At 68.9% G+C, this 12754-nt stretch carries 10 protein-coding genes and 1 tRNA gene; 5 read left to right on the top strand and 6 right to left on the bottom strand.

The features are described 5' to 3' along the window. Both hrcA and GWK50_RS14285 read left to right on the top strand, forming a co-directional pair. Positions 1 to 1005 (top strand): heat-inducible transcriptional repressor HrcA, encoded by a 1005-nt coding sequence (hrcA, locus tag GWK50_RS14290; RefSeq protein WP_162017042.1) that lies wholly within the window; start codon positions 1 to 3, stop codon positions 1003 to 1005. A gap of 75 nt (positions 1006 to 1080) precedes the next feature. Continuing rightward, a tRNA-Ile gene (locus tag GWK50_RS14285) sits at positions 1081 to 1159 on the top strand. A gap of 197 nt (positions 1160 to 1356) precedes the next feature. On the opposite strand, the gene GWK50_RS14280 is transcribed toward GWK50_RS14285, so the two are convergent. The 3 genes from GWK50_RS14280 to GWK50_RS14270 form a co-directional block, all read right to left on the bottom strand. Then, positions 1357 to 1809, bottom strand: a complete 453-nt coding sequence (locus GWK50_RS14280) for a hypothetical protein (RefSeq protein WP_162017041.1) — start codon at positions 1807 to 1809, stop codon at positions 1357 to 1359. A gap of 89 nt (positions 1810 to 1898) precedes the next feature. After that, entirely contained in the window at positions 1899 to 3608 is a 1710-nt protein-coding gene (gene recJ / locus GWK50_RS14275; RefSeq protein WP_162017040.1) for a single-stranded-DNA-specific exonuclease RecJ, read from the bottom strand. Next, the gene (locus GWK50_RS14270; protein WP_162018129.1) at positions 3605 to 4561 is read right to left on the bottom strand and encodes a phosphoglycerate mutase; all 957 of its coding nucleotides are present in this window, start codon (positions 4559 to 4561) and stop codon (positions 3605 to 3607) included. The genes recJ and GWK50_RS14270 overlap by 4 nt, the downstream gene beginning before the upstream one ends. Positions 4562 to 4597: 36 nt before the next feature. Here GWK50_RS14270 and GWK50_RS14265 point away from each other — a divergent pair, with 36 nt between their 5' ends. Together GWK50_RS14265 and lolD are read left to right on the top strand one after the other, a co-directional pair. Next, positions 4598 to 5854, top strand: a complete 1257-nt coding sequence (locus GWK50_RS14265; protein ID WP_162017039.1) for a lipoprotein-releasing ABC transporter permease subunit — start codon at positions 4598 to 4600, stop codon at positions 5852 to 5854. A gap of 61 nt (positions 5855 to 5915) precedes the next feature. Further along, positions 5916 to 6587 (top strand): lipoprotein-releasing ABC transporter ATP-binding protein LolD, encoded by a 672-nt coding sequence (gene lolD, locus GWK50_RS14260; RefSeq protein WP_242455387.1) that lies wholly within the window; start codon positions 5916 to 5918, stop codon positions 6585 to 6587. 33 nt (positions 6588 to 6620) lie between these two features. Here the strand turns inward: lolD and GWK50_RS14255 are convergent, their stop codons facing one another. The 3 genes from GWK50_RS14255 to GWK50_RS14245 form a co-directional block, all read right to left on the bottom strand. Further along, positions 6621 to 8276 (bottom strand): acetolactate synthase large subunit, encoded by a 1656-nt coding sequence (locus GWK50_RS14255; protein WP_162018128.1) that lies wholly within the window; start codon positions 8274 to 8276, stop codon positions 6621 to 6623. 145 nt (positions 8277 to 8421) lie between these two features. Continuing rightward, positions 8422 to 9870: a coniferyl aldehyde dehydrogenase gene (locus GWK50_RS14250; RefSeq protein WP_162017037.1), complete on the bottom strand. Its 1449-nt coding sequence runs from the start codon at positions 9868 to 9870 to the stop codon at positions 8422 to 8424. A 135-nt stretch (positions 9871 to 10005) separates the two neighbouring features. Beyond that, entirely contained in the window at positions 10006 to 11616 is a 1611-nt protein-coding gene (locus tag GWK50_RS14245) for an FAD-dependent oxidoreductase (RefSeq protein WP_162017036.1), read from the bottom strand. A gap of 111 nt (positions 11617 to 11727) precedes the next feature. Between GWK50_RS14245 and GWK50_RS14240 the strand changes: the two genes are divergently transcribed. Next, positions 11728 to 12735 (top strand): AraC family transcriptional regulator, encoded by a 1008-nt coding sequence (locus GWK50_RS14240; protein ID WP_162017035.1) that lies wholly within the window; start codon positions 11728 to 11730, stop codon positions 12733 to 12735. Positions 12736 to 12754: the final 19 nt, after the last annotated feature.

Here is a 12754-nt window from a genome sequence, read left to right as displayed (position 1 = left end):
ATGCTCGATGACCGTGCCAAGTTGTTGCTCAAGACGCTGGTGGAGCGTTATATCGACGAGGGCCAACCCGTGGGCTCGCGAACGCTGTCGCGGGCCTCGGGCCTGGACCTGTCGCCCGCCACCATCCGCAACGTGATGGCCGACCTGGAGGAGCTGGGCCTCATCGTCAGCCCGCACACCTCCGCCGGACGCATCCCCACCGCCAAAGGCTACCGTCTGTTCGTGGACACCATGCTCACCGTGCAGCGCGAGCACATCACCTCGCCGCAACTCGCGCCCGAGCCCCCGCAAAAAGTCATTGCCAACGCCGCGCAGATGCTGTCCAACCTGTCGCAGTTTGTTGGCGTGGTCATGGCGCCGCGGCGTACCTCGGTGTTTCGGCAGATCGAATTCCTGCGGCTGTCGCAGCAACGCTACCTGGTCATCATCGTGTCCCCCGACGGCGATGTGCAGAACCGCGTCATCGTTTCGGAAACCGACTTCACCCAGTCGCAACTGACCGAGGCGGCCAACTACCTCAACGCCCACTACGCGGGCATGGCCATCGAAATGGTGCGCGAGCGCCTGCGCACCGAGGTTGAGTCGCTCCAGGGCGAAATCGCCACCCTGATGCGGGCGGCCGTCAATGTCAGCTCCGAGGCGTTGCATGAAGCGCAGGAAGAGGTGGTCTTTGCAGGTGAAAGCAAACTGCTCGCCGTCAGCGAATTCTCGCGCGACATGGGCAACCTGCGCCGTGCCTTCGAGCTGTTCGAGCAAAAGACCCAGATCCTGCGCCTGCTCGACGTCTCCAGCCAGGCCCAGGGCGTGCGCATCTTCATCGGGGGCGAGAGCCAGGTCGTACCGTTCGAAGACCTCTCGGTCGTCAGCGCCCCGTACGAGGTCGATGGCCAGGTGGTTGGCACCCTGGGTGTGATCGGCCCCACGCGCATGCCTTACGACAAGATGATCCAGATCGTGGACATCACTTCCCGCATGGTTTCCAACGCCCTGAGCCACCAGCGCTGAGCCGTGCGGTGCGGCGGGTAGAATCCACGCCTGTTTTTCCGCGCCGCACCGGGCCTGCTCCGGGGCGGACGCTGGGGGCCTCTAGCTCATGCTTGGTTAGAGCAGCGGACTCATAATCCGTTGGTGCGGGGTTCGACTCCCCGGGGGCCTACCAAACACCCATAAGTAAACCCTGCTATTCATACGATAGCGGGGTTTTTCTTTTTCTGATGCGTGTAGGCAATCTTCAGGCACTGTGCCCCAATGCAGCACTGGCAGCGGCGATAAAAAAGCCCCACGGCGGGGGGCTTCGGTCGGGTGTTGCGTCACGGCGGGCGGTGCGAGTACGGCAGCAAATGCACGGCAACCCGGTCAATGGCCTGTGTGCCCAGTGTGCGTTGCCGAGGGTTTGGCCAGTGGCGTGAAACGCGCCTGCAGTGCGGCCTGGCCCGGCAGGGTGATGGACATCACGGCCTTCAGGTTGGGCGCGAGGGCATAGCTGCCTGTGCCGTGCAGCACATTGTCGCCACCGGGTGTCAGCGCGATGGTGGTCTTGCGCTTGCCCGACAGCAAGGTCACGCTGCCCTGGGCACCAGCCGTGGGCTGCGCTGTGCCCGCGTGGTCGGTCACATACACGCGCACGGGCCGTTGCGCCGGCGGGACATCGGACGGGGCCAGCACCAGTTCCAGATGGTAGGCGCCCGCCATGCGCAGTTGTCCGCCGTGCGGGGCCTGCATGGTGTCCAGGTAGTCATCGGTATGTGCGGACGCCAAGCCCGCCCAGAGCAGGCTGGCGAGCAGTACGGTGGCGGTACGGGGCATCATTCGGGGCTCCTTGGGTGGGGTGCAGTGTGGGGTGGGGTTCGGGCGTATTGCGCAGGGGACGACGGCTTCGGGCGCCAAAGGGTTCCGCGCTATTCCTGCGCGCCTTCCACCACAAACTGCACCTTGCGCTCGCCGCGCCATTCGTTGACGTCCAGGCGCCAGGCGAGCAGGGCGCGTGCGGGCAGGGGCGCGGTGCGGCCGAACCAGATGCCGTCCACCGGCTCGCCCCGGTGGCGCAGCTTGAGCGAGAGGTGGCGCTCGCCCACCAGGCGCTGGCTGAGGATGTCCACTTCCTCGCTGAACACGGGCGGCGCAAAGCCCTGGCCCCAGACCTCGCGCTGCAGCGTGTCGGCCAGGTCGGCGCGGCGCCACTCGGGGGCCAGGGGGCCGTCGGTCTCCAGGCGGCGTGTGAGGGTGGCGGCGTCCAGCCATTCGCGGGCGACCTGGGCCAGGGCCTGCTCGAAGTCGGCAAAGCGCTCGGCGGGTACGGTGCAGCCCGCCGCCATGGCGTGGCCGCCAAAGCGCAGCAGCACGCCAGGGTGGCGCTTGGCCACCAGGTCCAGCGCGTCGCGCAAATGAAAGCCCGCAATGGATCGGCCCGAGCCCTTGAGCTCGTGTTCCTTGCCCGGTGCACCGCTGGCGGCAAAGACGAAGGTGGGGCGGTGCAGCTTGTCCTTGATGCGTGAGGCGACGATGCCGACCACGCCTTCGTGGAAGTCCGGGTCGAACACGCTGACGGCGGGCGGTGGCTCGTCCTGCGCGCCAAACAGGTCTTCGGCCAGCAGCAGGGCCTGCTCGCGCATGCCGCCCTCGATCTCGCGGCGTTCGCGGTTGATGGCGTCGAGCTGCTGCGCCAGGTGGTCGGCGCGCGCGGCGTCGTCGGTGAGCAGGCATTCGATGCCCAGCGTCATGTCGGCCAGGCGCCCGGCGGCGTTGATGCGCGGACCCAGCGCAAAGCCGAAGTCGAAGGTGGTGGCCAGCGGTGCCTGGCGCCCGGCCACGCGCAGCAGCGCGGCAATGCCCGGCGGCATCTGGCCCGCGCGGATGCGCTTGAGGCCCTGCGCCACCAGGCGGCGGTTGTTGGTGTCCAGCCGCACCACGTCGGCCACGGTGCCCAGGGCGACCAGGGGCAGCAGGGGCTCCAGGCGCGGCTGCTGGGCGGCGTCGAACACGCCGCGCTGGCGCAGTTCGGCACGCAGTTGCATGAGCACGTAGAACATCACGCCCACCCCGGCGATGGATTTGCTCGGGAACGTGCAGCCCGGCTGGTTGGGGTTGACGATGGCGTCGGCCTGCGGCAGTTCGGCGCCGGGCAGGTGGTGGTCGGTGACCAGCACCGCCAGGCCCAGCGCTTTGGCCTGAGCCACGCCCTCCACGCTGGCGATGCCGTTGTCCACGGTGATGAGCAGGTCGGCGCCGCGTTCCTTCACGCGCCGGGCGATGGGTGGCGTGAGACCGTAGCCATCCACCACGCGGTCGGGCACCAGGTAGTCCACATGCCGCGCGCCCAGCAGGCGCAGGCCGCGCACGGCCACGGCGCAGGCGGTGGCGCCGTCGCAGTCGTAGTCGGCCACGATGCACAGGCGTTGGTCGCTGGCGATGGCGTCGGCCAGCAACTGGGCTGCCTGCTGCACGCCTTGCAGGCCGCTGGGCGGCAGCAGGCGGGCCAGGCTGTCGTCCAGCTCGTCGCTGGTGTGCACGCCGCGTGCAGCGTACAGGCGCGCCAGCAGCGGGTGCAGGCCGGCCTGCTCCAGTGCCCAGGCGGCGCGGGGGGGAATGTCTCTTGCTATTATTTTCATAGCTGCTCGCGCACGTCAGCAAAGCGCTGGGGCCTGAAAATGCTTTGAATTTTTTGCCCCAGGCTGCGCGGCACCTGCTGCCAGGTGAGTGCGCCGCGCTCGCCACACAGCGTCAGTCGCACGCCGTGGCCTTGCGTCGCTTGCTGGTGCAGGGCGGCCAGGGCCGTGGCGTCCAGCGTTTGCCAAGCCTGCGCCCAGGCGGGCCAGTCGCCACGCAGGGCGGCGTCCTGCAGGCGGGCATCGACCTGGGGCACCGTGCCGGTGGGTGTGGGCGGTGCGTCCAGGCGGCCCGCGCCATGCACCCAGAAGGCGTTGACCGGCGGCAGGCCCTGGGCTTCGCGTGCGTCGTTCCAGGGGTGGGTGTAGAGCAGCATCTGCATCTCGCTGTGCAGGCGGCGCATCGGGTGGGCCTTGTGCTCGCCCGGCAGCCAGTGCGACACATCGCGGTGCAGCACGCGCTCGACCGATGCGGTGGCCAGGTCGGCCAGCGTGTCGCCCTGGGCCAGCCAGCGCGTGGGGCGGTCGTAGTGCAGGGTGACGCCGTCCTGCGCGAACCAGGGCGCCAGCACCTCCAGCAGCGCGCGCGAGGCCGCCTCGTCCAGGCGCAGCGCGGCCGGGTCGGACAGCGTGACGTGGTCGGTGCGTACCTGCCAGTGGCAGGGCGTGACAAAAGCCCAGGCGCTGTGCAGGGCGTCCTGCGTGCGCCCGCGCTGGTGCAGCTCCCAGGCGGCCCAGGGCGTGCGCCCGTCGCCATCGGGCAGGCCCAGGGCGCGGGCCAGCACGCGCTCGTGCGGGGCGCTCAGGGCGTCGTCGGGGCTTTGGGTGTTGTCCTGAAGAGTCAGGCGCTGGAGCAGCGCGTCCAGGTGCGGCAGGCGCAGGTTCTGCAAGGCCTGGCGGCAGGCGTCGCTGGGGTGGGCGGCGTAGGGGATGATGAGGTGCGGGGTGTCCGGCATGCCGGGTATTTTGCGGGATGCCACAATCGCGCTCTCATGCAGATCCCCTACGAACTGGCCCTGGGCTGGCGCTACACGCGCGCGGGCCGCGCCACGCGGCGCAATGGCTTTATTTCCTTTATCTCGGGCGTGTCCATGCTGGGCATCGCGCTCGGGGTGGCGGCGCTCATCATCGTGCTGTCGGTGATGAACGGTTTTCAGAAAGAAGTGCGCGACCGCATGCTCAGCGTGGTCTCGCACATCGAGATCTTTGCGCCCGGCGGCGCGGCCATGCCCGATGTGCAGCGCACGTTGACGGAGGCACGCCAGCACCCGCAGGTGGTGGGCGCGGCGCCGTTTGTCTCGGCGCAGGCGCTGCTGGCGCGTGGCGAGGACATGAAGGGTGCGCTGGTGCGCGGCATCGACCCGGCGCGCGAGCCCGAGGTCACCGACCTGGTGGCGGGCAGCCAGGGCGAGGCGCTGGCGCAACTGGTGCCGGGCGAGTTCCGCGTGGTGCTGGGCGGCGAGCTGGCGCGCATGCTGGGCGTGCGCCGGGGCGATGTGGTCACGCTGATTGCGCCCACGGGCCAGGTCACGCCCGCGGGCGTGGTGCCGCGCATCAAGCAGATGCTGGTGGCGGGCACCTTCGACTCGGGCCACTACGAATACGACTCCACCCTGGTGCTGCTGCACCACGAGGATGCGCAGCGCATCTTCCGCCTCGAAGGGCCCACGGGCATCCGCCTGAAGCTGCGCAACCTGCACGAGGCGCGCAGCGTGGCGCTGGACCTGGCGGGCAGCCTGAGCGGCGACCTGCGCATCCGCGACTGGACGCAGCAGAACCGCACCTGGTTCGCCGCCGTGCAGCTCGAAAAACGCATGATGTTCATCATCCTCACGCTCATCGTGGCCGTGGCGGCGTTCAACCTCGTCTCCACCCTGGTGATGACGGTGCAGGACAAGCGTGCCGACATCGCCATCCTGCGCACCCTGGGCGCGAGCCCGCGCAGCATCATGGGCATCTTCGTGGTGCAGGGCGCGATGGTGGGCGTGATCGGCACACTGGCCGGGCTGCTGCTGGGCCTGGGCATTGCGCTCAACATCGACGTGATCGTGCCCGCCATCGAGCGGCTGCTGAGCGCCAGTTTTTTGCCCAAGGACATTTACCTCATCAGCCGCATGCCCAGCGACCCGCAGCCTGCCGACATCGTGCCTGTCGGCGTGATCTCGCTGGTGCTGGCCTTCGTGGCCACGCTGTACCCGAGCTGGCGCGCCAGCCGCGTCAACCCTGCCGAGGCTCTTCGCTATGAATAATGTAGCTGGTGGCGCTTATCCAGCAAGCGCTGGAGGCCAAAATGGCTTCAAAAACCAAGTCGTGCTGCAGGCCCGGGGCCTCACCAAGCGCTTCACCGAGGGGCGCCTGGATGTGACGGTGCTGCAGGGCGTGGACCTGGAAGTGCGCGCGGGCGAGACGCTGGCCATCGTCGGCGCCTCGGGCTCGGGCAAGAGCACGCTGCTGCACCTGCTGGGCGCGCTCGACGCGCCCACGGCGGGCAGCGTGCACCTGCACGGGCAGCACCTGGCGCAGCTCTCGGCGGCGCAGCAGGGCGAGTTGCGCAACCAGTACCTGGGCTTTGTCTATCAGTTCCACCACCTTTTGCCCGAGTTCAGCGCGCTGGACAACGTGGCCATGCCGCTGCGCATCCGGCGCCTGCCCTACGAGGAATGCACGCGCCGCGCGGAGCAGATGCTGGCCCAGGTGGGCCTGGCCGGGCGTGTGCAGCACCGCCCGGCCGAGCTGTCGGGCGGCGAGCGCCAGCGCGTGGCCATCGCCCGTGCCCTGGTCACCCAGCCCGCCTGTGTGCTGGCCGACGAGCCCACCGGCAACCTGGACCGCGCCACGGCCGAGGGCGTGTTCCAGCTCATGCTGCAACTGGCGCGGGAGCAGGGCACGGCGTTCGTCATGGTGACGCACGACGAGCAGCTTGCTGCGCGGTGCGACCGGGTGCTCAGGCTGGTGGCGGGGCGTCTGGACCTGGCGCAGTAGCGCGATCGCAGGCGCAATTCGCCGTCCGCCTGCTCAGGGCGCAATCTTGCGTTTGAGCGCCCGCGCCACCGGCTGCGGCAGGCTGGGCAGCGAGCGCAGCAGCCAGGGCAGCACCTTGCGCTTGGCGCCGGAGAGTGACTCGGGCACCACGGCTTCGATGAGGTGGGGGCCGGGGTGTGCCAGCGCGTACTCCAGCGCCTTGCAAAAGCCTTCCGCTGCATCGGTGCGCACCGCGTGCACGCCCATGCCCTGGGCGAGCTGGGCGAAGTTCAGCACCGGGCCCTTCAGGTCGAGCTGCGACTTGGCCTTGGGGCCAGGCTCTTCGGCGCCCACGCGTTCCAGCTCCACGTTCAGCACCGAGTACGACGCGTTGTTGAAGATGATGGCCGTCACGTTGAGCCCCTCGCGGGCCATGGTCCACAGCGCCTGGATGGTGTACATGGCTGTACCGTCGCCAATCAGCGCAATCACCGGGCGCTGCGGGCAGGCAATGGCCGCGCCCACGGCGCCCGGCAGGCCCTGGCCGATGGCGCCGCCCGTGAGGGTGATGAGGTCGTGGCGCGGGCCGCCAGCGGTCATCACATTGAGCATGAGGCCGGAGGTGATGGCCTCGTCGATCAGGATGGCGTTCTCGGGCAGCAGGTGGCCCACGGCCTTGCACACCTTGGGGGCCGTGAGCGCGCCACGCGGGCGGTCGGGGCGCTGCGGGGCCTGCAGTGCAGGCTGGGCCTGCGCTGCGCCCAGGGCCTGCACCAGCTTGTCCAGGCTGGCGCGCGCATCCTGTGCGGGGGTGGAGAGCTCGTGCACGGCGCAGGTGTCGGGCACCAGGTAGCTCTTCTTGCCGGGGTAGGCAAAAAAGGACACGGGCGCCTTGGCGTCCACCAGGATCAGGTGCTCGATGGGCGCGAGCTGCACGCCCGCCATTTCGGCCAGATAGGCAATGCGCTCCACGGTGGGCAGGCCCGCGCCGCGCTCCAGCCGGGTGGGGAAGACCTCGGCCAGCAGCTGCACGCCGCAGTGCGCGGCAATGCGCGCGGCGGCCAGCAGGCCGGGCTCGCGCAGCGCTTGCCCGCCCAGCAGCAGCGCGGTTTTTTTGCCTGAGCGCACAGCCTGGGCGATGCGCTCCACCGTGGCATCGTCGGCCGCCGGGGGCGTGGGGGCGGGTGGCGGGGGGCAGGGCACGCCGCCTTCGCCCCAGGACACGTCGGCGGGCAGGATCAGTGTGGCCACCTGGCCCGGCAGGCCGCGTGCGGCGGTGATGGCATCCGTCGCATCCTGGCACAGCGCCGCCGTGCTTTGCGAGGTGCGCACAAAGCCCGGCGACACGTTGCGCGCCACGGTTTCGATGTCGCTTTGCAGTTGCGCGTCGTACTGCGTGTGGGTGGTGGCATGGTCGCCCACGATGTTGACCACAGGCACCTTGCCCTTGCGCGCGTTGTGCAGGTTGGCCAGGCCGTTGCCCAGGCCGCAGCCCAGGTGCAAGAGCGTGGCGGCGGGCTTGTCGGCCATGCGGGCGTAGCCGTCGGCAGCGCCCGTGGCCACGCCTTCAAACAGGGCCAGCACGGCGCGCATCTTCGGCTCGCTGTCCAGCGCGGCCACAAAGTGCATTTCGCTGGTGCCGGGGTTGGTGAAGCAGACCTCGATGCCGGCATCGACCAGGGTTTTCATCAGCGCCTGGGCGCCATTCATGGGGGTAGTGGTCATGGGAACAACTCCTGGCAAACAATCAATGGGTTGGCTGGGCAGCGGGGGCCAGCAGCAGCACGCCTGAGATCAAATCGCCTTGCACGGTGGGTCTCCTTGGGTGTTCTTGTCTTGTGGTTGCAGGCGCGCTTCAGCGGTTGCGCCAGAGCATGACGTTCAGCAGCTTGCTCGCCAGACCGGCATAGGGCGGCTGCAGAAAGTCCACCGTGCGCAGCGGCCCCTGCCGGAACACCGGGCGCAGCTTGGAAAACGTGAGGAAACCCTCGCGCCCGTGGTAGTGGCCCATGCCGCTGTGGCCCACGCCGCCAAAGGGCAGGCTGTGCTGGCCCGCGTGCAGCAGCGTGTCGTTGAGCGTGACGCCGCCCGAGAGCGTTTGGCGCAGGTAATAGTCCTGCAGGCCGTGCTCGTGGCTGAACAGGTACAGCGCCAGGGGATGGGGGCGGTCGTTGATGTACTGCACCACCTCTTCTTTGTGGCGGTAGGTGCGGATCGGCAGCAGCGGGCCAAAAATCTCGCGCTGCATGACCTGCATTCCGTCGTGCACGTTCAACAGTGCGATGGGCGCCATGATGCGCCGTTCCGCATCGCCCGTCTGGCCGGGGGCCAGCGGCACGGCCTGCGCGCCTTGTTGCACGGCGTCGGCCAGCATGGCCTGCAGGCGGTCGTGCTGGCGCTGGTCGATGATGGCGGTGTAGTCGCCGCCCAGCAGATCTGGGTAGCGCTGCGCGACGATGCGCTGCGCCTGCGTGACGAAGGCCTGCTCCTGGCCTTCGGGCAGGAACAGGTAATCCACGTTGGTGCAAATCTGCCCGGCGTTGAGCATCTTGACCCACAGGATGCGCTCGGCCGCCTTTTCCAGCGGGTAGTCGGGCGCGACGATGGCGGGGGACTTGCCGCCCAGCTCCAGCGTCACCGGCGTCAGGTTGGCGGCGCAGTTGGCCATGACGGCCTTGCCGGTTTGCGGCGAGCCGGTGAAGAACAGGTGGTTGAACGGCAACTGCGTGAACAGTGGGCCGATGCTCTGGCCGTCGTCCCCTGCGTCCTGGAACAGGCTCACCTTGTTGGCGGCAAAGTAGCGCGGCAACAGGCTTTGCAGCAGCCGGGCCAGGTGGGCAGAGTTTTCCGACATCTTCACCATCACGCGGTTGCCCGCGGCCAGCGCGCCGATCATGGGCTGCACTGTCATGGCGATCGGAAAGTTCCACGGCACGACGATGCCGACCACACCCAGCGGCTGTGGCACGACGTAGGCGCTGGCCAGTGGGTACTGGGTGACGTCGAGCGCGCGCCTTTGCTTCTTCATCCAGTGCGGCACATGCCGGATGGCGTCCAGCGCCGCTTCCTGGCCTTGCAACAGCTCGGTCATCAGGGTCTCGAAGCGGCTGCGGCAGCCAAAGTCCTGGTTGACGGCGGCGACCAGGGCCTCGCGGTTTTCCAGCAGCAGCCGGTGCAGCGCGCGCAGGTCCTGGCGGCGCTCCTGCAGGCTGGGGTTGCGTGCCTGCTGGAAGGCGGCGCGCTGCGCGGCAAAGCAGTCGCGCAGGGTTTGCGGGATGTGCTCGGGCAAGGGGGCGTGGATCATTGCGGGACTTTCGGTGCGGTGTGAGGGTGGCCAATGCAGCTGGTACTGTCGGTGGTGATTGCTACTGTTTTGATAGCTTTTGGCGCTTAATTTGTAAGCGTTGCAGCCTGTTTTTGCTCAAAAATTCCAGGTGCATCAACCGGCAGTGATATGCCGCGCCGCCGCACGCGCCGTGAGGATGCAGCCGGGCAGGAAGGTGCCTTCCAGTGAGCGTTTGCCGCTGGCCCCGCCGCCGCCAAAGCCCGCGGCCTCGCCCACGCAGTACAGGCCGCTGATGGGGGAGCCCGCGCCATCGAGCACGCGGCTGTGCAGGTCGGTGCGCAGCCCGCCCAGGCTCTTGCGCGTGATGAGCTGCATCTGGATGGCGATGAACGGCCCGGCGCCCTGCATCTGCAGTGGCGCGGGCTGGCAGGTGCGCAGCTTGTCCGGCCCCCACTGGCGTGCGTGCAGGATGCGGCGGATCTGGTCGTCGTTGTGCAGCTTGGCGCCTGCCGCAAAGTTGGCGTCGAACGCATCGGCCGTGGCCTGCAGCACTTGCGGATTCACGTCGTGCGAGGCGGTCAGCGCGTTCATCTTGGCGGCCAGGCCGGCCAGCGTGTCGTCCACCAGGAAGTGGCGGCTCTCGGCGGCCATTTGCTTGACCAGCCGGTGGTTGCCCAGCAGCGTTTCCTTGAGGAACAGCGGGAACTGCATGTCGCGGATGCGCTGGTTGTGCTCGGCGCCCGAAATGGCGAATTCCTTGGCGGCGATGCGCCAGTTCAGCAAATGCCAGGTCCAGGGTTTCTCTTGCGCGGCCACGCGCTGGCACAGCCAGTGCGTGTCAAAGCCGGTGACCAGCGGCTCGGGGCCGATGCGCTCGCCCCGGTGGTTGAGCCACAGCGCCGATTTGCAGGGAATGGTCGAGAGGCCGTGCCCCTCGAAGTGCGGAAACGGGTGCGGAAAGCCTGCCGCGTAGTTCCACATCTCGCCCGCGTGTGTGATCTGTGCGCCCAAGGTGTCTGCAGCGGCGTGGTGCAGCGCACCGTCGGCAAAGGGGTGGGCGCCGTTGAGCATGGTGGCGGGCAGGGGGCGGTGCCGGGGCCAGTTGCGCCGGGTCTCGGCGTGGCTGCCATTGATGCCGCCCATGGCCAGCACCACCACCGGGGCTTGCAGGCGCACTTCGGTGCCCGTGCCCTCGCTTACCGCCACGGCGCCCGCAATGCGCCCGCCCGCATGGTCGAGCTGGGATACGCGGTGGCCGTGCAGCACCGTCAGGCGGCCACCGCTGTCGGCAGCGCGCATCTGCGCGACCATGCGCCGCGTGAGTTCGCGCGAGGTGCCCCACACGATGTGGTAGCGCGGCACGCTGTTGCCGTCGCCGTGCATGCCGCGCTCCACCCAGTTCACGGCGGGCATGAACTTCACGCCTTCGCCAATGAGCCAGTCGTACACCTGGCTGCGCGAGTGCTCCACGTAGTAGCGCGCCCACTGCTGGGGGTAGGTGTCGTCGGGGGCGATCTCGCCAAAGCGCAGCCAGTCGGCCAGGGCGCGTTCGGGCGTGTCGGGAATCTTCATGCGGGCCTGCAGCGGCGTGCCCACCAGGGCCATGCCGCCAAAAGCCCACAGGGCCAGCCCGCCCAGGCGCTCGGGCGTGTCGCGGTCCACCAGCGTCACGCGCTGGCCTTGGCGCAGCGCCTCCAGGGCGGTGACGATGCCGGCCAGGCCGCCGCCGATGACCAGGATGTCGGAAGAATGGGTGTGTGCCATGCGGGCGTGTCTCCGGTGCGGGCGCTGTGCTTCGCCCTGTTCTGCTTTGCTGTTGTGCCCAAAAGATAGCGGCTTATGATGCGGCAAGATTGACTTTGAAGGACAGTCGAATTGACTTTGCAGGCCACGGTCTCGATGAGCTGGGTCAACACGGTGCTCGCAGCGGCGCAGCGCCAGGGGGTGGAGCGCGCCCAGGTGCTGGCGGTGGCGGGCATTGCGCCCGAGGAGCTGCAGGCCGAGCGCTGGCCCATTGACCACATCACGCGGCTGTGGCGCGCGGCCGCGCAGTGCACGCAGGACGCCAGCTTTGGCCTGCGCGCCGGGGCCGTGGTGGGCCCGGCGAGTTTCAACGTGGTGAGCTTTCTGCTGCAGTCGGCCCCCAGCCTGCGCGCGGCCATTGCCCTGGTGCAGCAGTACCAGCGCCTGATTTCGGACGGCGGCCGATTTCAGATGATTGCGGGCGAGTCCGCCAGCTGGGTGGTGTACCACCCGCGCCAGGGGGCGCTGGCCTTCAGCCCGCACCAGATTGAGGCGGTGCTGGCGGCGGTGGTGGCGTTTGCGCGCTGGGTCACGGCGCAGCCGGTGGTCCCCCAGCGGGTGCAGTTCAGTCAGGCACAGATCGGGCCGCTGGTGGTGTACCGCGAGGTGTTCGCCTGCCCGGTGGAGTTCGAGCAGGCCTTCAGCGGCGTGCTGCTGGACAACGCGGTGCTGGACGCCCCCCTGCCGCAGGCCGATGCACAACTGGCGCAGATGCACCACCAATACGCCCAGGCGCGCTTGCAGGCCCTGTCCAGCGCCGAGCCCTTGGCGCCCCAGTTGCGCGCCTGGATCGTGCGTCGGCTGCCCTTGGGGCTGCCCACGCGGGTACAGGCGGCGCAGGCCCTGGGGCTGAGCGAGCGCACGCTGGCGCGGCGCATGCAGGCGCAGGGCCTGAGCTTTTCGGCCCTGCTGGACGAGGCCCGGCGCGACGCCGCCCTGCATGCGGTGGCGCACACCGACAGGGCGCTGGGCGACATCGGCCAATCCTTGGGTTTTGCCGAGCCCAGCACCTTCTGGCGGGCGTTTCGGCGCTGGACGGGCGGCACACCGCAGGCGTGGCGCAGCCTGGCCCAAGCCTGATGCATGCTATAAAAACAAT

The sequence above is a fragment of the Acidovorax sp. 210-6 genome (genome assembly GCF_010020825.1).
Classification (GTDB): domain Bacteria; phylum Pseudomonadota; class Gammaproteobacteria; order Burkholderiales; family Burkholderiaceae_C; genus Simplicispira; species Simplicispira sedimenti.
Note: the sequence above shows the minus strand (reverse complement) of the source record. Positions and strands in the feature narration are given on the sequence as shown.